A 24,598-nucleotide genomic window follows, 5' to 3' on the forward strand; every position below is an offset into this window, starting at 1 on the left:
GCATTGAGTAATAAAGAAATTGGTCAAAAGTATGATTGGTTGTTGACTGACATCATTTGAAATCGTGCTGACAAGTGAGAAACGCTAAGGGTGGGGCTAGTTAGGCTTTGATGGGTTCGAACTGCTTTGGTTTATTGTTGAGATCGAACGATCAGTGGGTTAACGCGATTCTCATGCCGGCCATGGCATCCTATCGAGGATCAGGTCGACACTGACCACAGACACTGTAATTAGTTTTTAACTAGAGTAATCGATGAAGAATATTGTTATTTTTATGACCAACCATGCCACCTTGGGCGAGACGACTGAGGCGAACGGAACCTACGCAGCAGAGTTGACGCATGCGGTAGCGGAATTTGATAAGGCAAATTTTACCTATGATTTAGTAAGCATCGCAGGCGGACCAGCACCGCTCTATGGTGAAAATGACTTTGACGATGACGCACACAAGCGTGTTCTTGCTGACCCAGCGTTCATGGCCAAGATAGAGTCAACCAAGAAAGCGAGCGACATCCAAATTGACGAGTATGACGCGGTTTTCTACCCTGGCGGTTTTGGCTTGTTGTCAGACCTGGCGACCAACGACGAGGTTGCTGCGTTAACCGCTAAGCTCTATGACAAAGGTGGCATTGTTGGTGCCGTCTGTCATGGTCCAGCTGGGCTGCTTCCCGTGGTTTTGAGCTCGGGAGATAAGTTGTTGTCAACTAAAAAGGTGACAGGTTTTACACGCGATGAAGAAGTAGCGGCGGAGACTATCGACAAAGTTCCCTTGGTGCTCGAAGACGAGCTGCGTAATTCAGCTAAGTCTTTTAGTAAGGTCGACGTATGGCAGGAACACATCGTGATAGATGGTCGGCTGATCACTGGTCAAAACCCAGCGAGTGCACATGCTGTTGGCAAAGCTATGGTGACTGCATTGACGTAACGCGATATTGGGAATCCATTAAACGCATCATATTAAACGGGTCAGAGTCGAACTAAATTATATCGACGCTGGCCCTTTTCTTTGTCCTATCGGCTCTAAAAATAGGTATATACACTCATTCATTTTCTTTCCTGAAGGCCTAAGCTCGTGTGCACGAGTCATATCACAACGTATATCACAGGGAATACTATGCGCTTTCAAAAATACCTCACTTCATTAAGTTTCATTCTATTAACGGCCGTCATCACGAGCGTCACTGCCCATGCTCAAAATAAGGTTGTGGTGATTCCCCTCGCAGGGGACGCACAACCGTTACAAAATATTATTACTGTGAGCGCAAATAACGGAGACTTCACAAACCCGGTAGACGCCATAAACTCAATCTCGGATGCGAGTAACACCAATCCGTATCTCATTGTACTTGGGCCAGGTAGTTACCCAATTATTGGCCAGCTGGTTATGAAAGATTACGTAAGTATCACGGGCAGCGGAATGGAGACCACTGAACTACGCGGAGCTGTAGGCGGTGCCGGTTTTACTGAGTCAGCAGCGTTTATTGTTGGTGCGCGTGAAGCCGATATTAGCGATTTGAGTATCGTAAATTCAGTGGGCCAAAACGTTGTGATCGGCGTGCACACCTCGCAACAAGACATGCGAATATCGCGCACCAGAGTGATTGTGTTTGGTGCACTCAATTCACAATATGGTGTGGTAAACCAAGACGCTGAATTAAAATTGTACGAGAGTGAAATCACCAATACCGGGAGCGGTGGAACCTGCTACGGAATATACAGCTACTCAGATGCGGTGTTGAAGGTCAGTGATATGGATATGTCACTAAATTGTAACCACGGAACCCAATACGGCATCTATACCAACGCTTCCTCGTTTTCGTACGTAAGCAATTCGATCATTGACATCGACTGGGAAGGCGTAGGGGTGAACAATAGTTATGGCTATTTTTCGAATGGTAATAACAGCAAAGGCTATATCTCAGACAGCATTATCGGCGGCGAAAACGGTGCGGTATATGGCGGCTCAAGTATAGGGAACTACTACATTACACACGTTTCAAATTCCGATTTACGATCTCACGCAAGCGGGAATGTGAATTGTAATTTCGTCAGATTTTATACTGGTTTTCCGTTGGATGATGAGTGTTCTTAGTGGGTGTTAATATCTTAGGCACTGAATAAAATCAGGCGTATCGAGATGATCAATTGGTAAAGAATCAGCGAGGCTGCTTCCATGCGACCTCGCTGGAAAGCTACTTACTCCACAACCGCATTAAAATTGTTTACGCAGGGTTGTTGCGGCGTGTAAGTCACAGCGACTGGAACAATACCGCCACTGCTACATACGCCAACGATCGGGCCAATAAACGGCACACCACCGCTCTTCACGTCTGATCCACCAAGCCACCAATTATTAACGGTGGTGAAATTGCCTTGCGCAACAATCATATTTTCACAGGTCGTGACTGTGTCACCTTGGGTAAGTGTGAGCGTGCCTTCAACGGCGAAGTTTAATTCATCTGGCATCGGCCCCGACGAGTCGCAGGCAATCGCATTGCCAGTACCGATTTGCTGTTTAAACCAGTTGGCCACGCTGCTCGATTTCTTGCGGCCTGCCTTGACTGTGATCGTGCACTTTCCGTCGCTGCCGCTGGCCGTGGTACCGCTGTAAGGCTGGCCGGACGTGATGGAATGGCCGGTTTCAGTAAAACTACATCCGGTCAAGCCATTGGTATGCAGGTATACATCGTTATCGTGTTCCTTGGTAGCATGGGCGGTTAAAGACGATGCGGTCATACACACGACCAGCGCCGAGAATACGAATTTGGATTTCATCTATTTCCCCTTTATTGAAAAGTTAGTGATGGGTGAACACCAACGCTAAGTCGTACAAGTGAGTTCAATGCGTCGGTCAAAAGAGGATAGGCCCGAGCAACGGAACTGAAAATTACAGACTATTACAGATGCCAAGTGAGCTTTGAGGGGCGCCATTATGGGGTGTATTAAAAAAGGCAGGTATGCAGGGAAGTGGGTGTCCAGTAAAACATTAATCCGTCGGTATTGGCTTTTTGTGTATTCCTAGTCGGCTGACCAGCAGATAGTTGGACAGGCAAAAGGCTAAAGAACTTGTTGCTCAAAGTGTCTTCGTTATTTCACGAGCATTGCTTTCATCGATAACGTATGGCAAGTAAACTCCATGGATGATCGATTTATTAAAAGACATTCCTCCAGAAAAAGCCTTAGCTCACTACACAACCATGCCAACTGCTTTGGAAGGGATACTTAGAACGCATAGCATCCGATTTAGACCAATAACAGCGGCTAACGATCCGAGAGAGTCACGTCGCAGATGGTCGGGAATTAGTTGGGAGGGAGCAAACTCTAAATTTGAGTCAACAGTCTTATCAGAGTTCGAAAGAGCCCAAACAGAATATGTGAAAATGTTTTGCTTTAGTAAGTCTGATCCAAACATTCACCCCTTGTTTACTCAAGCTGGGCTGTGTTATGCCTTACCTAACATGTGGGCGCATTACGGCGATAGGCACAAGGGTGTCTGCCTTTTATTTGATGAATCAAAGATCGTCGAAATGATACCGCCCGGTAAACTTATGGCTGCTGAGTCAATATCTTATGATGATTTCTTTTTAGAGAATCAAAGTATCGGGTCCTTCGGTAATTTTGATCAGATAGATGCGGAATTTGGTGGAAATGTTAGTGAATTCGTTAAGGCTCACATTCAAAAAGAGTTCCAGCCCGATTTACTGAAGAAAGACAATGGTTGGCGCGGCGAACAAGAGTTTAGAGCATTGATCTATGATCGAGACCCTGACACTCGAGAACACCTTGATCTGGGGTATGGAGAAAGCCTCGTGGGTATTGTTCTAGGAATTGATTTTAGTGAGGTGTATATCCCCCTGATTAAAGAGTATACAAGTAGCCAGGTACGTTTATGGAGATTGGCCTGGTCTGAATCAGATGGGACTTATAAAACTAAAATTATTACGTAGGACAAAATAGCGCGTCTGTAACTGAAAAAGAAGGGACCTAAAAGCTGCTACCAGAGTTCGCGAATACATGGCCATTCAGCTCAAGGTAGTAATTAGAAATTTTGCAGGTCCGTGTAGATTGAAAACCCGCCTTCATTCTCAGCAGTGTAAATATTGACACAGAGTTGTTTTTTTATTTTTTCCCTTCCCTTGTGTTCGATTCCCCATGTGATTTCCATTGGACTCGAGTTGGGTTGAAGAACACCGTTGCATGTGTCCAATATCGATGCTATTTCTTCCTCAACTGAGCGCCCTTCTGTTATGAAACTAGTATCTTCGCCTTTGTTGAACTCTTGATTTATTTCACGCTCCCAAGGGTCGTCGCCGTAAAAATCAACCCTCATTTTAGGTCGATTATTAGTTATCCCCGTCCCGGTTATACTGGTTATATGTGCTGCTTTTTTGCCTAAGTTATAAAGCCGCAATCTGCAATTAATATAGTGGTCGTGGGGGTTAAATTCTTTCTTGAGGCATTCTGGATGTTTGGTCAGTTCAGCCTCAAAAACAACCTTAATGTTTTCTCTTTCATATAAATAATGCCTAACTGCAAAACCTATTCCGCCAAAAACAATTGGTGATGCAACACCAATCAGCGCAATTATTTGTGGGTTGCAAATTTTCATTGATTAATAACTATTTTTGTTGGATTTGTTTTGTCTGCTTTGTTCTGGCTAGGTGCGGCCTTAACTGGGCTGATTTCCTCTTGACTTTCTCGTGCTGATGATTTGTTCATACTTGTCTCATCGTCAACAGCTGGGGTAGATTCGCTGCGTGTTTCAATGTTGATTTTTGGTTTCAAATCTTCTATTGCTGAAGTTAACTCTATTAGGCCCTTAGCGTTGTTCTCTTCTAATTCAATTAGCCGCAGAGTTACATTGGTTGAGTCAATGTTAATGATATGGTTTTGAATAAGCGCGCCCATGGCTATTGCGGCGGTCACTACTAAGCTAATCCACATTAAATTACGAGACTGTTTGGCGTGGGTTTCCGAATTCACTGCATCTTGGCCGAGGCGCGTATTCATGGAGCTTAATTCAGTTACGAAATTGCCAAATACTTCAGTCATTTGGTGATGTTGAGAATTTTTTTCTACAAGCTGCTGTTCTAATTTTTCAACAATTTGATTTGTGGCTTTTTGAAATTCTTCTGGGATTTCTGCGTCTCCATGCGAGTTAGGCATAAAAGTAGGGATTTCTACGTGGCCTACTTGATATATGGGCTTTGTTTCAACTTCTCGCATTTGATTTGTTAGACTGGTCAATCTCTCTAATGAGTCACCTATGTTCACTGCTGATGGATTAGTATTGCTGAATTGCTCAATGGACTTTGTTGCGTTCTGCATTGCCTCCCAGGTGCTCAAGCCCATTGCTGATTTCATTATGTCCGAATGGTCTGGTTTCATCGCTTTGAGAGCATCTGCTGCAGACTCACCAATCCCGTTAAAAGGGTCTAGCTGAGATGCCTTAATTGAATCTGGCGTGGTGGCTGTGACAGCCGACTCAATCAGACTTGCCTTAATTGGAGTCTTTTGGGGCAGGTCGTCATTGCGCTGTGTTTTGCGTTCTACATCCTGAGGTTCATTGTTTCCCTTATCTATCGGTTCTTCCTCCCTGGTGTGCTTATCCTTTTTCTTCGTCATAGAAAGTGCCGCCCGAATTTAATGAAATTTATTGTGATCTAAAATGCACTGTCTGGAGTCAAGTTTCAAATGGTAATTGTTGTGTTTAATAAGGTAATTTGTAGCCCATCTGTAGCCCAAGAACTTGCTCTGACGCCATGCAACGAGAGCAGTCAATTAAGTTGACTTTAAGTGGTTGATATTGCGGGAATAAAATGGTGGCCAGGGACAGAATCGAACTGCCGACACGGGGATTTTCAGTCGGCACTTGAAGCAATGACCGTAAATTATCTAGGATAACTTACGCGTAACCTGACGATATAAAAAGTAATTTAATACCAGTAGTTTAACGTAATTTTGAGGAATTGGTAAAAGCTGATCAATGTACCTAATTTGTACCCAGTTTGTTTTGATGAGAAGCGTACGCTTGACTCTTAACGTACAGGTAAACTTATTGAAAAAGTAAAATCGAAACCATATTCACGATCCTGCTAAGGTAAGGAATACTAGTGACCTTCTCCCCAAAAAGAGACCCATGACATGGATGAGATTGGACTTACCCCTGATCAGCTGACCACTCCGCGCTATTCCAATTAATCTATCAATAAGGCAATCTAGGGGCTGTTTGAAATAAGAAATTGGCTCTGAGATACTTGAAGCGGATGATATCAATGGATGAATATAATTGACTAATGAACAAAGCAACCCCTCAAACCATTGAAAGGAAGCAGGTGCGTAAATTGAGTTCCTCAAAAACGATAGCTTTTGGTACTTTATTATTTGCAATCACAGGTTACGGAGTACTTGCACAAGGATCCACCAGCAACCTCGATTTAGATAACATCGCTCGTGTAGATTTGCAGCCTGAAGAAATCAACCGATATTCGCCCTCGTATCGTGATTATGAACGTAGGCTCAGTTCAAAAATCGACCGCAGTCAAAATAGTATCGCGCTCTTAATGCTTGCTGACACGCTAAGGGGTAGTGATCGTCATGGCGGCAATATGATTGCTATTCTCAATGATCATAAGAATCGTGTTAGTGGCGCTGTATCTTTTAAAGGCGGAAGGCATGACTTTAGTATTGGAGGGAATCTTGCTGGTAGGGTTGGAAGCTCTGAGCTGGTCCAGAAAGTCACGGGAGTTGGGGCTGAAGTTAGAGCGAAACTTGACCTAAATTTGATTAAAAGAGGTCGTGAGCTCATCCCCACATCTGGGCGAATTAAGGAACAAACGGGGATGGATTATGTTCTTGGTGGTGGTGGAATCGCAACTAGAGAGTGTGGATCAATATCTGGTGAGGTTACGGCACCACTAGCCCAAGGCTTAGCCAAGGGTTCTTTGGGAGCTGGTGGACAACTCTGTCATGCGTACGAACCTTCCAAAATGACCTATTTAGGAAAATGGGTAGCTGAAAATCAGACAAGGCTTAGAGCGATAGAGGATGGGAGAGGAGACGACTTTCAATTCATTACTGAGGCTCTATTCAGACACCATGTTTCCACTTGTGGGAATCTGGTTTTGGCCGAACCGCAGAGCTGTGGAGAAATAGAAACACATCTTAATGCGCTGAGGGAGGGAGGATTTTTAGGGGCATTGCCAACGGATATTAGGACTGAAGATCAGATTAGAGAGGCTTTTAAAAATGAGCCAGGGAATAAGTTGCTCAACGAGTTTTCTGTCGAGTTTAAGAGGGAGATCGAGGAGCTTGAAAATCTCATTGGTCGCGAACTGGGTGATATGGAGCAGCAAATGCTCGCTTTACTGGCTGGAGACAAAAAGCTGACAGAATCATTAAGCGAAGTTCAATTAGAGCAAGTTAAGCAAGGCGCAATATTAGAGGTGCTTGCCGATCCTTTGGTGAGAGAGCATCTTTACACGCAAGCTATTATTCAGAGTCAACAACAGCTACAGCAGCGCCAAGAGGTTATGAATAATTTCTTGCGGGATACCTCGTATGATTCGTTTGCTAATGGAGTGAGGACTGACGAAGAAGTGCAAGATCTTAAAGACCGAAAGTTCAAATTAGACGTAAGACAAATCAATAGTGAATTTGAGCTGAGACGAGAGGCAAGTCTAGCTATTCAGAACACGCTTCTATTATTGGGAGCATTGTCTGACTCTCCGGAGTTTCAGCAAAGAGTTAATAAGGCTTTCTTATTAATAAATTCGGCAAGTGAACTCATCAGAGCTGGTCAAATAGTAAGTAAGGCAATCAGTGCTGGTAACCTCACCAGTACTGCGACATTGGGCGCCATTAGTGGTGGCGCAGGTGCGGCTTTAGTTATTGTCTCCTTACTTTCCAGCTCATCAGATAGCGGCCCATCTGAGCTTGAGGTGGTGATGGATTTTCTTGAACAAAGATTAGACGTGGTTGATCTAAAACTCGATCAACTCACGAGAATTGGTCTTAGCAATAGTGAAAAACTTGATACGCTCTTGGAGGCTCAACGTACGATTACAGATGTAGTCGTGCAGAACGCTCGCAACATTCAAGCGTCCCGAGTCGACATTGCGCAACTTCGTCAGGTTGTAGAGTCGCTTGAGCATCGATTTGATGAGCTTCAGTCATTCGCACAGAGTGAGTTTGACAAGGCGACGTTTCATCGGAACCTAATCTTTCAGGAACAGTTGAAGATAAATCAGGATGATCATATGTCTTCAATCGATACTATATTTCGCAAGTGGTTTAGCGTAGATGCAGGAGTTATTAACAAGCTAAATACCGGAAAATATGATGATGCTTTCATTGATAACGTTCGAGATCAGCGCGCAAGATTACTAGCCTTAATTACTCAACTAGGCGAAGAAAAATTTATTAGTTCGAGTGAGTTGGTTCAATCTGACCCAGACAAATATCGGCTATTTCCGGCTCAACTATTGTCTCTTTATCCTGAGTTCTCTGACCAAGTTAATTCAGTTGTCTTGGATGAGAGCTACCGTATTCTATCGGATGGTTTAGATCTTATACCTTGGAGGTACGAAGAAGACCTTAAGCAAAAACATAGAGCAATATTTGCTCCGGTTGATACACAAGACTTTACCGACCTTAAGAATCCAGACTTTCTGGCTTATGCCGTTCGAAATTATCTAACATTTATACTAGCTCTGACGCCGGAAGCACAGCAGGCTGTAGGATTTAGTGACCTGTCAGAAATCGACGCAATGATTGGTCGTCTGAGTAGAAGTAAGGTGTCAGCACAGACTTTACTTTGGCAGTCACTTACTTTGATACAGAAGATGATGGTTTCCTGGGATGTTCAACTATCATCTGGCTTTGAATCTGCTAGCTCCCTATTTTTGACTCATCGCCGAGATTTTGATGGTTATATTTTTTCAAGCGAAAAATTGTCAGCAAAAGACTTCAAGAATCTTGGTGATTTGGAGGTTTTTGTTAAAGACTTAGGACGGGATAGGGAAGTAGTGGATTGGTTGATTGCAAATTCTGAGAGCTATGTAGTGGATGAGCTTGAAGGCGATTTCGCTGAGATAATCCAACTACTAGAAAGTTTTTCCGATGGCAGTTTTGAGATAAATCCTCGCATATCTGAGAAAATTGATCTTGCTGAGTTTTTGTCTTACCAGAGACCTATTTCCCATATTAAGGCTCTCCATGATGCTTTTTCTCAAGGAAAATTATTCTCAAAAGAAGACTTAAGCTTTTTAGAGGCTTTTAAACAAAAGCCTCTACTAGAGATTAGTCCCAAAGATATCGAAAAGCTGATTGGTCTAATCAGATCGGATAGACAATTATTAAGGTTTGCTCTTGAAGAGGGATTAGTCGATCTGGCCCTCCAAAGAGATAATCAGGTAGTTGATGCCAATGGTGATGAACCTGGCTTGGCTAAGCCTGTCGCTGAAATTGAAGACACAACTTATCACAGCGATACAGTCACTCATAAGTACGTGGAAACTTTCTTGGGTTGGAAGTACAACAATACCTATGAGCGATACCGATATGACTGTAACGGAGTCAAAATTAACTCATTGGACGAAGATTATATCGAGCAAGCACACTATGGCTTTCCTCTTGATGAAGGAGGGCTTATAAGAGGGAGAAACATCAACTGGCTTCTGGATAGTCGTCTCTATCCACTTAGAGAAGAAGCAATGATTTATTGCATTCGGGAGGGTGAGAAACAAAACGTAGTAGACATCCGACCATACCTTTTGGGTTATTACACCGGTTACGATTTCTATGTCGCTCTGCGTGATGAAGAACGTTATTCGGACGAAGAATTTGTTAGGAAACACGTAATGATGGGAAATGGCGCTAAGCTTTTCTATCGAGAGAACTCAGTTTGTAGATTGTCGGTTGAATGGAGGCCCGATAATAACGGCGTAGATGGTGTTGACATTGGTCGTTCGATCGCGATCGATAGTCAATACGTAATTGGAAAGGTCGATAGTCCTTTTTTATATGCCTCAAGCAGAGAGGTTGATCAGGTACACAAGAAGTTATTTGCTCCTGATGGAACGCCGCTGAGAGAAGGCTTTGAGAGGTCATGCAATGCCTATGATCAATCTGTTAGCTATTCAGATCATCCCGGGAAAATGAGCGCTGTTCAAGTCGGCAAACCTAAACCGGCCAGAGAGATTCTTAGTGAGTGGCGCTCAATTGATGAAGATAACTTGCAGGTAGATCAGAGCTTCAGAAAAGGTCTAATAGGGGTATTTACTAAGAGACTCAAAGAGCAAAGTGTCCAGAGAGTGAAGGATATTGGTTTCTACTTTAGAAATCCGGCCAACTATTCTCGGGATATATTGCAACTAATGAAAACGCAGGCTCCCAATGAAATTAGCAGTGATGACCGAGAACTGTTAAAGCGCGTTTATGAATCGAGGGGTAACAATGCTTTCTTTTCACATCCTATTTTTGAAAAGTTCAATAGTGTTCTGCGGGCTTCAGATGGCGCTGGTACAGCAACGCAGGCCGATGAAATTGCCAAGAAGGTAGAGACAATAAAATATGAAAGAAAATTACCAGAAGCTATAAAGTTATTTGCGGAGTGGGGACTAGGAGAGTGCCTCTATCAAACACCAGAGTATTTTCCAATTCTTGCCTTATTTAGAGAGCCTATCAATGGCATTACTCTTCCTCAAGCAATGGAGATCCTATATGACGAGAAACAGTTCGAGAGCTATCGGTTGGCTCATATAGTTATTAAGACTGCAAGGATTCGTTTGGAGAATCGCTTGGATCAGATTAGAGATTTTCCACCTCGGCCTATAAATTCGGCCACTAGAAATCATCCACATTGGGATAAATATTTGGGAATCGATAAAGGTGAAGCACTCAAAATTGCACTACAGTCTAATTGCGAACCAGGTCATTCATCCATTCTTGAGCTTGAGGAGTATGCGGATCTCATGAAGGAGTTTGATTTAGTTCATTAGCCAGCTTACAAGCCCCATCTGGTGACAAATAGATCTTTCATGATTGATAGCATATAGATGTAGATGTAGAAGTTAGTTTAGACCATATCCGGCACTTGACGGTCTGAGAAGATTGCAAAGAAGTTGAACTGCAATTCCTATGTAAGTTCTATATCTATGCTCTCAACTGAACCACTCTGCCTTATAGTGCCATACGGACATTCTAGTGCGGTGGTGTCTTTTGTAAGCACTCCTTTAATCCACTTTTGATGCAATCGATCTGTCATATCAAGTGTGCCATCTTTATTTATTTTACCAATATCGTTCAACTTATCAGCTAAAGCTACCGTGCATTTGTTTAGTCGGCCGTCTGCTCGAATAGCATACGCATTGGGTTTTGCTGCGTAACATATTTTAAAGTCGCCATTTTTGTTTGTTGAATTAACTAACTGTTTAGCAAGTATCTGATCATTTAGTTTATTCTCAACCAATATTTCATCAGCTCTAGAAATCGGTGTAATATTTATATCGTCATCACCACCGTACCTTCCGACTGATTTGAAAATTACTGAGTACCTACTATCATCCGAGAAATTGGTGTTAATCATTTCTACAAGCTCAGGTAGTTTTGAAAAAGTCAAAGGGGTGTAGTGCACCCTTAGCATTACATGAAATTCTAGTGGAAGTTTTTTTAAGTGAACTAAGTTTCCCCAAATCGTACTAAAAGTCCCCAAGCCGTTAGCTTTTTTCCGAGTAGAATCATGAATTTCTTCTATACCATCCAAGGATATTTGAAAGTTCGTCACCCCAAGACTAATTACCTTTTTTGCTCTTTCGCTATCAAGCAGATATGCATTGGTTGTCATGTCTGACTCAAATATAAAATCTTTATCACCTAAGAAAAGATCGTTAACGAAAGAATTTATTTCTTCGATGACATTTACCGCTAATAATGGCTCTCCGCCAAACCAGCTAATCCTTAGGTAACGTAATTCACCGGCTCGTCTCTTTATAAGGTTTTTGATTCCGGTAATAACGTCAGGTTTCATGCGACCTATTTCAAAATCTTCATAGCAATATGTGCACCTAAAATTACATTGCTCAGTAGGAAAAAGAAATAACTCTAGCCTTCTATTGTCAAGCGTAGATAGTAATTTGCTATCAAACTCAGACATTTCTTAGCGCCTTAAACTCAATATTGATCGTATCTACTTGCTCTAGCTTAAGGTTCAAAATCTGTGAATTGAAATCAGGATTTTTTATGATAACGTTATCTGGTTGGATGAGTATTTCATCATTGTTTAGGAGAGATGAATTACAACTGCCGTTGACTGTATTGCCACACCCTCCTGCATTTACATCATTCCCACAAGCTCCATTATTTGTACAAGAGTTGCTCGCGACCAAATCACCGCTATCAACTATAGCTTCTAATTTTTCTTTTAGAATCTGGTCAGAAATTACAACTCTGCCCAGCTCATCAATGAGTACTTGATCATTAGCTAAAGAAAATTTTTCTTGCATGCTTATCTCCTATCTAATTTGAATTAAAGCCTTTGAATTCGACGTTGATTTCCTGACCGTTCATTTTTCTTTCTAAAATAGAAGCGTTGAACTCTGGGTTTATGAATGTCACATCTTCAGCTATCGTTATTTCTTCTAAACTCATGAAAGATGAAGAGCAGCTACCGTTGGCCGTATTCCCACATGCGTTAACCGAATTACCACATGTATTTGTACAAGTGTTGCAAGCTGCGAGTTCGCTTTGATCGACTAAAGCTGATATCTGATCCTTTAGTTCTGCATTAGAAACGACGACTCGACCAAGGTTATCGAAAGATACTTCCTCATTTTTTAGTGTGATTTTAATTTCCATAGTTAACACCTTTAATTTTCACTCAATAAGCTTAAGTGATAAGAAAGGTATTTGTAAAGAGTGCGATAGTCGGAGCTGCTTACTTTCAAGCTCAACACATTGCATTACACCCCTCGTCTAAGGCAGTTATTTTTACTGTTTATATAGTTAATGGCCGAAAGCTCTAGTTATGTAAGCCCAATATCCTCTCTATCCTTGAATCCAATCTCCAAAAGCCTCTATTCCTCCTATTTGTCTTTCAATTTCTAGACGAGTTTGAGAGACCCTCATCTTTTTACTCGCCGACTCTATTTAATTACGCGAATCTAGTAAACACTACAGGTGTTCAGTAGAAGCCCATCCCGTAAAATTTTCGTAAGAAGATTAAAGGGCGCACTTATGCAAACTTTCAGTTTGCGTGCGTAAAAATTAAAACCAAGGTTTGAATTTTTTATGGCGATCTACAGCTGTCGTGTACAGACAATCAGTCGATCTAAAGGCCGTTCGGCCACCGCTGCCGCTGCGTATCGAAGTGGCACTTCGATAGAAGATATTCGCACGGGCGAAATCCATAATTACACCAATCGGAATGGTGTAGAAACGACGGGCATTGTGTTACCCGAAAATTCACCTCGTGAACTAAATCAACGAGAGAATTTGTGGAATGCCGCTGAGCAATCGGAGACTCGTAAAAACTCAACAGTCGCGCGCGAGGTGCTAGTTGCTGTTCCGCATGAGCTAGATAAAGAGTCACGTCAAGATCTGATTGAAGTTTACGCGCAACATCTTTCTGATCGTTATCAAACGGGCGTTGATTACGCGATTCATGAGCCAGATGCACAAGGCGATAATCGCAACTATCACGCACATATCTTGATGACCACTCGTCGAATTGATGAGCAAGGTTTTGGTGCAAAGACGCGAGAGCTTGATGAAATTCGTGGCGACAACCCGCGTGGAAAATTAGAAGTAAATAACATCCGCCAGGCTTGGGAAGAACACGCTAACCGTGCTCTTGAACGATCAGGTCAAGAGGAACGCATTGATAGTCGCAGTTTGAAGGATCAAGGAATTGACCGAGAGCCTACTGTGCATATCGGGCCTAGTGGAAATGCGCTTGATCGTCGTAATGAGTTTTCTGAACGAGCCGAACTCAACAAGCAAATCCGTGATTTGAACAAAGAGCGAGTGCAAGCACTGCGTGAGTTAAAACAACTCCACAAAGAGCAACGCGAATTGAGCTCTGAACTGTCTGAGCTTTACGCAGAACGTAAAGAAGTTGGCCGTGATTTGAAGAAAACGGAAAGGCTCAAAGCGGCTGTTGACCAGGTCAATGAAAACCGGGGCGAAGTGTTCCAAGAACTGCAAGACAAACACTCAAAATATCAGCGATGGCATGACAGGGAAATTCACAAAGCCATTAGCGAGTATCACAGCTTTTCTGCATCTGAGCCGACCAAGAAAGGATGGTTTGAACGGCAGGCGAGGTTTGAACAACGTCAGCAGGACTTTGAGGTAGAGAAGGCGCAAAAGTTTGAGTCGATGCATAAAACGATTTCTGAGCATCGAGCGCCAACGATGGACGACGCTATATCAAAAGCATCATCAAAAGCCGCTTACGAACACAAGATCAAGAAAACCGAAATCGAAGCCAATACGCAAACCGATATTGGTGGCCAGGTAGAGAAGAAAACCTCGCATTACGAGGATATTCAAAAACAGATTTCGGAACGCTCAGAAGCGCGCTCTGAAGTTCAAGACCGTATCAAATCAAATCGTGAATTACTGGCGGAAGTGGAGAAAAAATCCGCCGCCGCACAACAGCAACTCGAATCAAACACTAACTCGTTTACAGGAGGCTCCGTGAACCAAGACACCGAAATTCAACCCGATAACACTCAAGCTCAGATTGATGCTGGTAGCAAACAAGAGGCTGAGTATTACAAAGGAGCGTTCGAGCGAAGGGAAGCCGAGGCAGAGTTAGCGCTCAAGGATCACAAAGAACACTTTGAACGACTTGAGCAGCCTGAACTCGACAATATTGACCCGATTCAAAATACGCCAAGCTCACAAAATGTAGAGGTCAATTCCGAGCGTCAGCAAATAGATTCAATGCTGAATAAGGCTGAAGAAAAGTTAGCCGAAGCGGAGCAAGCCCAAGAGAAGGAGGAAGACGATCTAGGCTACTAAAGATGAGGCGGGGCTGATGTTGGCGCACCAGCCCCTAATTCAACGTCACACACGAGGTTCAATTCATGTTTTTAACGTTAAATCGTTCGCAATATACCAAATATTGCGCGGGAGGCTCTATATGGGTCTAGTCGAGTTTTTAACCCTGCGCGGATTTTTGACTGCGTTCTCATTTTGTTTTTGGAATGGGCAGTATGCGATCAGAAAAGCAATTCAAATTAAATGGCGAGGCAACGTGCCTATTGGAGTGTATTGGGAAACAGACATACCCGCCGAAGCACAATACCTGGGCATGCAACCGCATGGCACTCAAGACTGGAAAATACAGAGAGCCTACCACTCGCTACTTGCAAATTACGGTGCGGATCGTTTGCATTTTGATCGTACCTTCAAATACCTTCCAGGCTTATTGTTGTTAGTGCCTTTGCTTCAATGGTCGTTTACCTGGACACTGAACTCAACCTGGGAGCTATACGAGCTCGTTATGGCTTTCTGGACAAGTTTGGCCGTGTTCATTGCTATTGCACCCTGCCTATCATCATCATACATCTGGCGTTGGCTATTGCCTTCCGTTTTGGTGACTTCGAGCGAAGAAAAAGCCTCGCTTGATGTGCTTTCAAGATGCTTGGTGCGTTTGCTCCCAAACAACAGAGTGCCAGACGACTTAGCCGATAAATACCGTGTTGGCGATATCGACTCTGAGGGTGACAGCGTTGTTGGCCAAATACTGGCCGCAGATTTTGAAGTCTCAGCCCTTTATTTACAGATCAGAGAAACACGCATTGTGTTCTTTTTCGCTGGAGTCATTCTAATGCTGGCGACTTGGCTACCAACTGACTTCACAGCATTTGGAATGGCAAGCAAGAGCACGGTTTTGTTCCTGCTCATTGTCGCGCTGTTTGTATACGAAGTGACGCAGCCAGCGCCGAGCCAATTGCGAGCGGAAGTGATGGATAAAGCCGCCAAACAATCGGCAACTGAGTATTTAAGAGACTCAGCTGGCCGCGACTATTGGCAGAACATTGAAAAAGCTAAAATTGCCCAGCAAATGAAAGCCGCTGAAGACGATTCGCCCATTTTCCACTTTGGCGAATCAACTGGCATCTTGGCATCTAGACGAGATCCTTTTGCTCCGTCGTCTGAAGGAATAAACGTGACACTGTCACAGAATGATCTATCAACGCATCTGTGCGCATTAGGCGCATCAGGAACAGGTAAAACGAGTGCCATCATCCGCCCGACGGTCAGTCAGTGGCTAAATCACAAAGCAGGTGGTTTGCTGGTTCTGGATGGTAAGGGTCAACTCGCTGAAGAGCTGCAAGACGCTCCAGGTTACACCGTGATCTCACCTGATCGCTGTGATTACAACGCTATTGAGGGCTTGTATCCTGAAGAAATAGCCGACGCTTGCCAGGCAATCTTTGGTGGTAAATCGAAAGAGGTCAGTATCTTCGATGACGCGGCCAGAAATGCGATTCTAAATGCCGCCATCCTGTTGCACGAAAGCGATTCAGATTACACGATCAAGGCGATCTTCCGATTATTGGACGACGAGGAAGATCGAGAAACCTTAATGCGGGAAGTCGCCGAGCCAACGCCATTGTTCGCCAGAGCATGTGAGTATTGGCTGATCGAATACTCCGAGTATTCAGACCGAGTTAAATCATCCGTGATGGTCACGGCAAAGACCTGGTTAACGCCGGTGGTTCAAAACCGTTACCTAAGCCGCTGGAACGATTGCGCAACGGGCGAGCGTATCGAGGACGTATGTAACGGCTCTCTGATCGGACTTTCTCTGCCTGAAGCCAAATATGGCAAAGCAGGTAACTTGATTTCCATGTTTGCCATGCGCCGCATATACCAAGCCGTTAAGCTCCGGGGCGATGGCTGGCGCAAAGCGGGTGGTGCTCAAGTGTTGATGGTTGCCGATGAAGTTCAGAACCTGGTTGGCCAAGCGGATCTCGAAATGGTACCCATCGCACGATCTCTCGGTTTAGCCATGCTCTGGTCTACCCAAAACCTTGATGGCCTTAACAGCCGATTGGGTAGAGAAGAGACTCAGCAACTTTTGGGCAACTTCGCCAATCTGATCGCGTTTTCCCCAAGAACCAATCTCAGTGATGAATTTGTCGCAAAGCGAGTAGGTGAAGTATGGCGCACCGTCGTAGAACGTTTTAACGGTTTTCCAGATTCGCGTTTTTCAGTTGAATCATTTGTGCATTCAGGAACCGCGAAGATCATGCACGCCACGCCAGAAGAGCCAATGATTAATCGCAATATTAACTTCGGCAGAATGGGGCACGTTGCCGGCTCTGAGAACCTTTTATACGGCAGTTTCAAAATGCACCTGCTGTTTAGAAAGTTGTTGCGGCTACCTATGCCTGACCACCCCGACATCAAAGAACCGTATGCCGATGTGCAGATCAAACCATCGAAAATCGTCAGTGCTGACGAAATCGAATCACTACTATCACGTCAGGGTCTAGCTCTCGTCGTATTCAGGCGTGCTGGTGTAATTCGTCGCGACGTGATTGCCACCAAACCAATGTACTCATTTGGAGGCAATAATGATTGATTCCCCTAGTCACATGATCCGACAGTTATTCGGTTTCGATCACGGAACAGTAACGAACGCGAATCAGGTTCATCCTATCCGTGAGCAATACCCCGAGCTGGTTGGTGAAAACGGCATAAGTAATGCAGCAAAGCAGAACTGGCAAAGGACTGATTGGATACCCATCGGCATCATTGTTTTGTTCCTGGTGTCGATGATTGTCTTCTTTGGCTATTACAAACCCGCCGCCAGGCTGGCCAAGACTAACGCCGATATAGCCCGTATATCTGCCGCCTTCGACCAACGCGTTAACCAGATTAACAGTATGGCGAACCAGCTTGATCAGTTTGTGATAGACAACGCACTGCCCAGGGAACTACAAAGCGCAGTGTCAATCTCGCGGAACGCGGTGAACGCACTGGCTCAGGCAAAACCAAATGAACAAACAATCGCCCAACGGTTCGAGGCTGAGGCGAAGTTTAAGCAGCTATCCGAGCAGATCATCCAGAACCGCGACTTGGCCGTATACGGCGAGCTGAGCGAGCTTCCAGATGACTTTACGGACAAAGATGTAATCAATCGTGGAGTAAAGACGCTCGAACTGGTTGAGCAGTGGGGAGATCGTTTGTCGAGTACTGAGCGGGAAGCCGCAGATCTACTCGACATCTTTAACAACAAGCTGATGCCAAAACGTAAAATGGAGCTACGCAACTCAATTCTGACCGAATGGCAAGATGCCCATAACTCGTTATTGCAGAACTGGAAGCAACTTAAGGATTTAGAGATCTCACTCGCTGCCCGAGCAGAAGCAATCAAAGCAGCAAATGTACGCCAGGAAGAAATCAAACAAGCTGCTCTGGAACGACAGCGCGAATACGAACGAGCTCAGGCTGAACGAGAAGCTTTGCGACCAAAGCCAGTCAAACAAATTCGTAGGCAGCAACCTGTTAACCAACCTAAGCCAAAGCAGCAACGGAAACCCAAAAAGCAACTAAGTGAGCTTGAGCGCCGTAAACGTGCCGCTTCGAAGCTAATCGATTAAGAAGGTAACAGAGATGAAAAAAATCATCGCACTAATTTTAACGACCATCACCTTAAGCGGCTGCATGCCGAATAAACAACTTGGCCAAACTGTAGAGGAACTGAGACAACGGTTTACGGGCAAGAAATACAGTATAGAACCTATTCAGGGCAAAGATCAGCAATACCTGATTCGCATATTCAACACGGATGTTAAAAAGCGACGGTTGAATCGACAGATCGCGATGAGTGAGGTGTGCCCGTATTCCCGGCATGCCGAAGTGTTGGTTGAGAAAGACGATCACAAGCTCGGCAAGACTCAACTCGTTGTCTGGTGCAGACCGAAATAGGAGGCGTTATGAAAACAATTATTTTGAGCGCTGTTCTCATGCTCGCTGTAAGTTTTATAGCACTTTCGCATGACGCAGAAGTCACTAGAGAGTCTATATGTCAGCGTGGGCCTGGCGTCTATTTTCTTGAGGTCAATAAGGTCTTTTACCGAACGACCGTTGTCGAGAAAGGAGGATTGATATTTATAGACAATCCACCACATGAAGCCGCTGGTGGATTGTGCTACTGCCGAGACCAGAAAGAATACCCGCCGATTCTGGTTTGTGATTAAACTTTCAACAGGAGAATATGAATGAAACTATGGCATTTTATCGGGGCGGGCATAGCTACTACGGCAACCGCGCCAATAACATCGATCTCGCTACCATTGGCGACGCTATTATCTTCTGTACTCGTTATATATCCGCTATCTTTATGGATGCTCAAAACGATTGATGATTGGCATCTAAAGTGCTCAAGTTAGTAAGGCTAGGAGATCACAGTCAACACTATTCCAGTGAGCTAGTTTAGTATGAAAATTGTATATATCGACATGGATGACACGCTCTGTAACTTCAAGAACAGTTATAAGCAATCGCTCATCGATAGGCCTGAGATTACGTGGCCGCACTCACAGTGTGGATTCTTTGTTCACTTGGAACCACTCCCGCAAGCACTTGAAACCGTGAATCTACTAATTGAATCGAATAAGTATGACCCTTATATTTTGACTTCACCATCGGTCCGAAATCCGAATAGTTATATCGAGAAGCGAATATGGATAGAGCAATACTTTGGGCTCAATTTCTGTAAAAAGCTAATTATTTCGCCTAATAAAGCTTTGAACATTGGTGACTATTTAATTGATGACAATGTTCAAGGAAAAGGCCAGGAAAATTTCCAAGGAGAGCTTATTCATTTCGGTAGCAAAGCTTTCCCTAATTGGGAATCCATAGCGCGATATTTAGAAATTTAAAGTTTCTTATCGAGCAAAAGTACGTTGCGTGGATCATAACCTGGATGTACACATACTCTACGAATGAGGCTTTTTGGTGGACCAGACACCTGTTTTAATAGACAAGTTATCGTTTCGCACGAAATGAGTACATTAAAGTATAGCGATCCCCCTTCAGTACTTTTGAAACGGCATGATGGGACTTTTCTGAAATTTCAAACGTGAAAACTGAATTAGACAGTGGAAGGTATGTTCGATTATCAGACAAATTCGGCGTTCCGTTATCGTCGCCAAAAACCATAAAGTATCCTCCATTTTCTTCGGTCCAACCTTCGTTAAAATGAATAAGAAATCTATGAGTCTGTTTCTTTTTCGAGTGATGATCGGAGTGAATTTTAACGTAGTCGTTTTCACTCATTTTTTGAAATTGTATATCTATTTGAGAAGAAAGTTCCACGTCATACACTTTTTGTACGTGCCGTAAAGCTGAAAAAAATGCTTCATCAGAGAACAGCCAACTTATGGACTTAGGTATTTCATCCTGAGCCGGGCGGTTTGAATAAAGCGACAAAAAATCGGGTAGGGTTTTATGTTTCCAATTTGGATATTCTCTACACCAGATGAGAACATCTCTAACCAAATTATTAGGAAGCACTCCTATTCCTGTAGAGTGTCTAAATGGATGGGCTACGAGATCGTTGTTTTCTAGATTAAACAAACTCATGGTCAATTGACATAAGAACTCGCAGTGTCATAAATGTGCCGAATGAGCTTTTCATGATTCGTGCAGTAAACGCTTGGGTTGTTGAAATCCCGTTCCTTGGAATATCTTGTTGGAATGTATCCCCCCCCCGCAAATATTAACCAGATCACAAGATCTACATTTTTCAGCAAGCGATTTGGCACCAAGTTGTCGCGCAACAACACTTGAATGATTTGCGGCTTCGTTAAAGGAATTATTAAATACATTAAGAGATAAATCCGTTATCCCATCCTTTGCGGCTTTTAAAGAGTCTACCGCTTCAATAGCTCCATCTGTTTCCACTACTACCAAATCTACAGGTTCGACTCCCATTGACTCAACCAAGCTTTTACCTCCGAACATAATTCTTAGCATACTGTCAAAAGTACGAATAGGAATTGGGTTCTTATCTTCAATCCAGTGGTCAAAGAGCCGGATAAACCAGTCTGCATACAAATTGTTTGTTCCAGTTTGATCAAATTTATAAGGCAACCGATGCCAGTTATCATATGGTAATAAGAAATCCATGCTGGGTGGATTAAAGCATCTCAGATATTCGTAAATCTCTATTGGATCATTATCTAGGTCTACTACGCAAAGAAACCCCGAAAGAAGCTTTTTATATTTAGCTGAAGTTAATAGCTGGAGACGTTCGTGTAGTTTTTGTCCAGACCCTCTCCCCTTATGATCAACGCGAAATCGGTCGTTGATATGAGGAGGGCCATCGATGCTTATACCAGTTCTGAGGCCGAGTTTTAGCATCAGGTCTCCCATTTCTTCGTTGAAAAGTAAACCGTTTGATTGCATTCCAAATCTGCAATCAATGCCTTCAGCTTCAAGCGTGCTTTTTAGTATAGAAGTAACCATTTCAATATGGTTACAACCTCCAAGCATAGGTTCGCCGCCGTGGTAAATTATGGAAGTGTATTCTTTTTGATGAAACTGATTGTGCTCAAGAATACGTTGAGCTGTTTTTTGCACTGTTTTTTCTGAGATTAAGCCTGGCTTGGACTTCCAGGATGTATCTTCTCTATTGTAAACAAAGCAGTAGTTACAGTTTAGATTGCACCTACTTTGTATTTTCAGTATGAATGTATGAAAGGGGATCAGTTTAGAATTTTGTAAATCACCGGTTATCGCTGTCATGATGTTGCTGATGATCATTATGAGCGCATCCAGTTTCCTCGAGGGTCCTTAACGCGAAAAGAATTGCTTTAGGTGCGCTTACGCTAAGGTTCTCCTTAGATAACTTATTTTCATGCTCAATTACAGTGGATTTAAGAGTGCCTATATTTTGGAACTCTTCTACTGACTTGTTTTCGGAATTGATGCTTGAAGAATCTGACAAAGTCTGCTCCTAGTTGTGATTTGTGTGATCACTGAAGTCGTAATGACTCAAAGTTGGGTCTGGGTCCCTTGTTACGCTTTCAATTGCCATAGCTATAGCTTTCGGTACGTCGTCACCAATTGTTTGAGGAGAAAGCAAAGCTTCTTGCTTCAAATCTGTTTCGGTTGAATTCTCTTTCATGACTACAAGTTATCCCAGTTGCTCAAAAATTACAAATGTTAGTTTATATCCATTTCGAGTTACTTGTAGTAGTCTTCAGACTTAATCGGACTTCGAGCTTTTTATCGTCAGGCTTAATTCCGATATTCACGATTAAAAAAACCAACTTTAGTTCAGCTACATAAATCCAAACTTCGGCTCTGGAGCTTCTAAGTCTTCCTTTAACGATTTGGATTTGCTTGGTAGTTTCGTAAGGGGCTCTAGTAATGGATATATCAATTCGTTCAATGGGGTGTCGCTGATTGCTCCATCGATATCAGTAAGCTTCAGAGGTATCTTGTATTCAAATACGTTGCTATCACCCATACCACACAGATAGTGAACAGATCGCCCTTTAAAGCTAAAACTACCTAGAGTCGGGTTTCTGTCAAAGGCGAGAGACTCGAGAAAATATCCTTTTATGCGCATGTAAGATTGAGGGAAGCGCAAGTACATATATTCGTTTTTTATTGTGAATTGGTAAGGTATTCTGTGATGGCGCTTAATAAAAATGTTGATGACTCTACGAGCTAGTTCAACGCCTTTGGCCAGTTGAATTACTTGTGCAGAGTGACTATTAACTTGCCCGACCAGATTAGATTTTAATTTTCTCTCCGTAAGTTCTTCTCGGTCAATGGGCGCAGGCTTTTCAATTCCCTTTTTCAAAGTTGTGCTTGGATGGCGTTTTGAAAAAGTGGCTATGTGCTCCAATGCGAACGTCAGACCTTCAATTTCAAAAACCTCGGTGTGGCCGTCACCATTACCCTTATCAACGCTATAGTCATCTAGAAAAAGATGAAGAGCCTTCTCTATTTGATAAACCTTACGCTCATTGAGTGTTAGGCTGTAAGAGTTATCGTAATCCGGTTCAGCAAGCCATGCGAAGCTTTTGCTTCGTTTAAATACGTCATTTGCCTTACCAATTTTGAAGCATTCTTCCTCCGGAAATATCAACAAGTAAAGTTGGGTTAAATTCATAAATAGCTCAGGAGTTTAAAAGTAAATTTCGATAGTTTATTAGAGTATTTTTGTCTCTGTCAGAGACTTCATTTAGCGCAACTTCTAGCAAATCAAGGAATTGAGGATCTTTCCTCTTTATCCGAGATGCTAAGAAGCCACCTAGAATTATTTTAGCTCTAGTTTCTTGTTTTCTGGCAGCTTCTCGTTCTCGTGCGTCGATGGCCTTGAGCTGGTTCTTTAACTGTTTTTCTCGCTCAGCAACTTTACGTAACTTTTTTTCTAGTTCTAACTTTTTCTTGTGGACTGTTTGAGTCATATTTACTCCTGGTTATCTAAAAGCTGTTTGTTCAAAGCTGAAAGTGATCGCTCTAGTACTTCAGCTATCTTGGGTTTTTTCCCTTCTTTCCTTTTTATGGCCAGAGTCAACTGGTCTAAAACTTCTCCAGCATCTTCGCTGATATAAGTGCTAACTCGATAAGTGCGTCTTGGCTTTTGTGTTTTAAGTGGAATTGCTTCAGATTGCTCAGGCAAACGAGTATTGGCCACTTCGTTAGATATCTTTGGAGGTGATGCCAGTCCTTTCCCTCGCGTTTTTCTGTTTTTCTGCAATTCTGCAAAAACGTTTTTCTGATCTTCTGTTTTCACGCGCAATTACCGGAGAAGTTTTGATAACAACTGGTGGATAACTGCTTTAGCGCTGTCGTTAAGTGTTTGGAAAGATGTCTCAGTAATCGAGTAAGAGTCGTTGATTGCTCCACGATAACCGACACGTTCCCAAATCACACTTGAGAGAACGTGCGGCGATCTATCACCAAAGTTAGCCATCCCTATATAGTCGATAGCTTGGTTCAATTCTGCAGCTGTTCCTACGCGCGTAAGAACTAACACTAGCCTATTCATTGGAACGCCGTCATTTATTAGTTGATAAAGTGTGCCTAGCGACAGGTCGATGTCTTTTTTGCTGGGAGGCGTTGGTAGAACTACGAGATCAACATTTTTTGCTATTAAGGCAGTCGCTGAAGTTGCTCTACTGGGTGCATCGATGATTGCCAGGCTTTCATCACTAAAGCAATTTAGTGCGTCTTTAGCGCTGTTTACGCAATAAACATGAAAGGTTGGATTGATCTCATTTTCTATTCTTGCGGCGAGCCATTGAGATATGGTTCTGTGTTCTTTGTCCAGGTCGGCTACTGCTACATCAAGCCCATTTATGGCGCATTCGACTGCCATTGCACTTGCGAGACTGGATTTCATCACATTGCCGCTTTGAGATATGAAAGCAATTTTATTCATAGGATTATTTTACAAAGTCTCATGGTTAAAAAGTTGTCCACAATTTCGACCTGTTTAACTACAGGTTTATAGATATCAATATTCATATTAGGTTGTACCCCCAAATATGCGTATAAATACCGCCAAGTATGCTAAGAAAAACCCCCATTTATGCGTAAATGCATTCAAGGAAAA

The 24,598-nt window shown here is 43.1% G+C and carries 24 protein-coding genes; 11 read left to right on the forward strand and 13 right to left on the reverse strand.

What is annotated here, in order from left to right; translation table 11 throughout:
- Positions 1-253: 253 nt before the first annotated feature.
- On the forward strand, positions 254-925 hold the full coding sequence (locus IE055_RS15470) for a type 1 glutamine amidotransferase domain-containing protein (protein WP_189402587.1): 672 nt from the start codon (positions 254-256) through the stop codon (positions 923-925).
- Between the two features lie 189 nt (positions 926-1,114).
- Positions 1,115-2,092, forward strand: a complete 978-nt coding sequence (locus IE055_RS15475; RefSeq protein WP_189402588.1) for a pectinesterase — start codon at positions 1,115-1,117, stop codon at positions 2,090-2,092.
- 104 nt (positions 2,093-2,196) lie between these two features.
- On the opposite strand, the gene IE055_RS15480 is transcribed toward IE055_RS15475, so the two are convergent.
- Positions 2,197-2,775 carry a hypothetical protein gene (locus tag IE055_RS15480; protein WP_189402589.1) on the reverse strand — a complete coding sequence of 193 codons (579 nt, stop codon included), beginning with the start codon at positions 2,773-2,775 and terminating at the stop codon, positions 2,197-2,199.
- A 365-nt stretch (positions 2,776-3,140) separates the two neighbouring features.
- Here IE055_RS15480 and IE055_RS15485 point away from each other — a divergent pair, with 365 nt between their 5' ends.
- On the forward strand, positions 3,141-3,947 hold the full coding sequence (locus IE055_RS15485) for a DUF2971 domain-containing protein (protein ID WP_189402590.1): 807 nt from the start codon (positions 3,141-3,143) through the stop codon (positions 3,945-3,947).
- Between the two features lie 92 nt (positions 3,948-4,039).
- Here IE055_RS15485 and IE055_RS15490 read toward each other — a convergent pair whose 3' ends face one another.
- Both IE055_RS15490 and IE055_RS15495 read right to left on the reverse strand, forming a co-directional pair.
- Positions 4,040-4,609 (reverse strand): hypothetical protein, encoded by a 570-nt coding sequence (locus tag IE055_RS15490; RefSeq protein ID WP_189402591.1) that lies wholly within the window; start codon positions 4,607-4,609, stop codon positions 4,040-4,042.
- Positions 4,606-5,625, reverse strand: coding sequence for a hypothetical protein (locus tag IE055_RS15495; RefSeq protein ID WP_189402592.1), 1,020 nt, complete (start codon positions 5,623-5,625; stop codon positions 4,606-4,608). The genes IE055_RS15490 and IE055_RS15495 overlap by 4 nt, the downstream gene beginning before the upstream one ends.
- A 671-nt stretch (positions 5,626-6,296) precedes the next feature.
- On the opposite strand from IE055_RS15495, the gene IE055_RS15500 reads away from it, so the two are divergent.
- Positions 6,297-11,000 (forward strand): GAF domain-containing protein, encoded by a 4,704-nt coding sequence (locus IE055_RS15500; protein WP_189402593.1) that lies wholly within the window; start codon positions 6,297-6,299, stop codon positions 10,998-11,000.
- A gap of 137 nt (positions 11,001-11,137) precedes the next feature.
- On the opposite strand, the gene IE055_RS15505 is transcribed toward IE055_RS15500, so the two are convergent.
- The 3 genes from IE055_RS15505 to IE055_RS15515 are packed head-to-tail and all read right to left on the reverse strand — an operon-like array spanning position 11,138 to position 12,855.
- Entirely contained in the window at positions 11,138-12,154 is a 1,017-nt protein-coding gene (locus IE055_RS15505; RefSeq protein ID WP_189402594.1) for a radical SAM protein, read from the reverse strand.
- Positions 12,147-12,503, reverse strand: coding sequence for a hypothetical protein (locus IE055_RS15510; protein WP_189402595.1), 357 nt, complete (start codon positions 12,501-12,503; stop codon positions 12,147-12,149). Before IE055_RS15510 ends, IE055_RS15505 begins: the two co-directional genes overlap by 8 nt.
- A 13-nt stretch (positions 12,504-12,516) precedes the next feature.
- Positions 12,517-12,855, reverse strand: coding sequence for a hypothetical protein (locus tag IE055_RS15515; RefSeq protein ID WP_189402596.1), 339 nt, complete (start codon positions 12,853-12,855; stop codon positions 12,517-12,519).
- Positions 12,856-13,287: 432 nt separating this feature from the next.
- Here IE055_RS15515 and mobQ point away from each other — a divergent pair, with 432 nt between their 5' ends.
- From mobQ to IE055_RS15545, 7 genes are all read left to right on the forward strand, one after another.
- The gene (mobQ, locus tag IE055_RS15520) at positions 13,288-15,024 is read left to right on the forward strand and encodes a MobQ family relaxase (RefSeq protein ID WP_189402597.1); all 1,737 of its coding nucleotides are present in this window, start codon (positions 13,288-13,290) and stop codon (positions 15,022-15,024) included.
- A gap of 121 nt (positions 15,025-15,145) precedes the next feature.
- Positions 15,146-17,599, forward strand: a complete 2,454-nt coding sequence (locus tag IE055_RS15525) for a TraM recognition domain-containing protein (RefSeq protein ID WP_189402598.1) — start codon at positions 15,146-15,148, stop codon at positions 17,597-17,599.
- Positions 17,592-18,620 (forward strand): hypothetical protein, encoded by a 1,029-nt coding sequence (locus IE055_RS15530; RefSeq protein ID WP_189402599.1) that lies wholly within the window; start codon positions 17,592-17,594, stop codon positions 18,618-18,620. Before IE055_RS15525 ends, IE055_RS15530 begins: the two co-directional genes overlap by 8 nt.
- A 13-nt stretch (positions 18,621-18,633) precedes the next feature.
- Complete coding sequence (locus IE055_RS15535; RefSeq protein WP_189402600.1) at positions 18,634-18,948, forward strand: META domain-containing protein; 315 nt, start codon at positions 18,634-18,636, stop codon at positions 18,946-18,948.
- Positions 18,949-18,956: 8 nt separating this feature from the next.
- Positions 18,957-19,220, forward strand: a complete 264-nt coding sequence (locus IE055_RS15540; protein ID WP_189402601.1) for a hypothetical protein — start codon at positions 18,957-18,959, stop codon at positions 19,218-19,220.
- A gap of 29 nt (positions 19,221-19,249) precedes the next feature.
- On the forward strand, positions 19,250-19,384 hold the full coding sequence (locus IE055_RS17980; protein WP_268244551.1) for a hypothetical protein: 135 nt from the start codon (positions 19,250-19,252) through the stop codon (positions 19,382-19,384).
- Between the two features lie 76 nt (positions 19,385-19,460).
- Positions 19,461-19,904, forward strand: coding sequence for a 5' nucleotidase, NT5C type (locus IE055_RS15545; RefSeq protein WP_189402602.1), 444 nt, complete (start codon positions 19,461-19,463; stop codon positions 19,902-19,904).
- Positions 19,905-20,010: 106 nt separating this feature from the next.
- Here the strand turns inward: IE055_RS15545 and IE055_RS15550 are convergent, their stop codons facing one another.
- From IE055_RS15550 to IE055_RS15580, 7 genes are all read right to left on the reverse strand, one after another.
- Positions 20,011-20,607, reverse strand: coding sequence for a 2OG-Fe(II) oxygenase family protein (locus IE055_RS15550; protein WP_189402603.1), 597 nt, complete (start codon positions 20,605-20,607; stop codon positions 20,011-20,013).
- Positions 20,608-20,658: 51 nt separating this feature from the next.
- Positions 20,659-21,789 carry an FxsB family cyclophane-forming radical SAM/SPASM peptide maturase gene (locus IE055_RS15555; RefSeq protein WP_189402604.1) on the reverse strand — a complete coding sequence of 377 codons (1,131 nt, stop codon included), beginning with the start codon at positions 21,787-21,789 and terminating at the stop codon, positions 20,659-20,661.
- Positions 21,790-21,982: 193 nt separating this feature from the next.
- Positions 21,983-22,153, reverse strand: a complete 171-nt coding sequence (locus tag IE055_RS15560; protein ID WP_189402605.1) for a hypothetical protein — start codon at positions 22,151-22,153, stop codon at positions 21,983-21,985.
- Positions 22,154-22,309: 156 nt separating this feature from the next.
- Entirely contained in the window at positions 22,310-23,149 is an 840-nt protein-coding gene (locus IE055_RS15565) for a GIY-YIG nuclease family protein (RefSeq protein WP_189402606.1), read from the reverse strand.
- A 7-nt stretch (positions 23,150-23,156) separates the two neighbouring features.
- Complete coding sequence (locus tag IE055_RS15570) at positions 23,157-23,447, reverse strand: hypothetical protein (protein WP_189402607.1); 291 nt, start codon at positions 23,445-23,447, stop codon at positions 23,157-23,159.
- A 2-nt stretch (positions 23,448-23,449) separates the two neighbouring features.
- Positions 23,450-23,776: a hypothetical protein gene (locus tag IE055_RS15575; protein ID WP_189402608.1), complete on the reverse strand. Its 327-nt coding sequence runs from the start codon at positions 23,774-23,776 to the stop codon at positions 23,450-23,452.
- Between the two features lie 6 nt (positions 23,777-23,782).
- Positions 23,783-24,424 carry a ParA family protein gene (locus IE055_RS15580; RefSeq protein WP_189402609.1) on the reverse strand — a complete coding sequence of 214 codons (642 nt, stop codon included), beginning with the start codon at positions 24,422-24,424 and terminating at the stop codon, positions 23,783-23,785.
- Positions 24,425-24,598: the final 174 nt, after the last annotated feature.

The organism is Arenicella chitinivorans, from assembly GCF_014651515.1.
Taxonomy (GTDB): Bacteria; Pseudomonadota; Gammaproteobacteria; order Arenicellales; family Arenicellaceae; genus Arenicella; species Arenicella chitinivorans.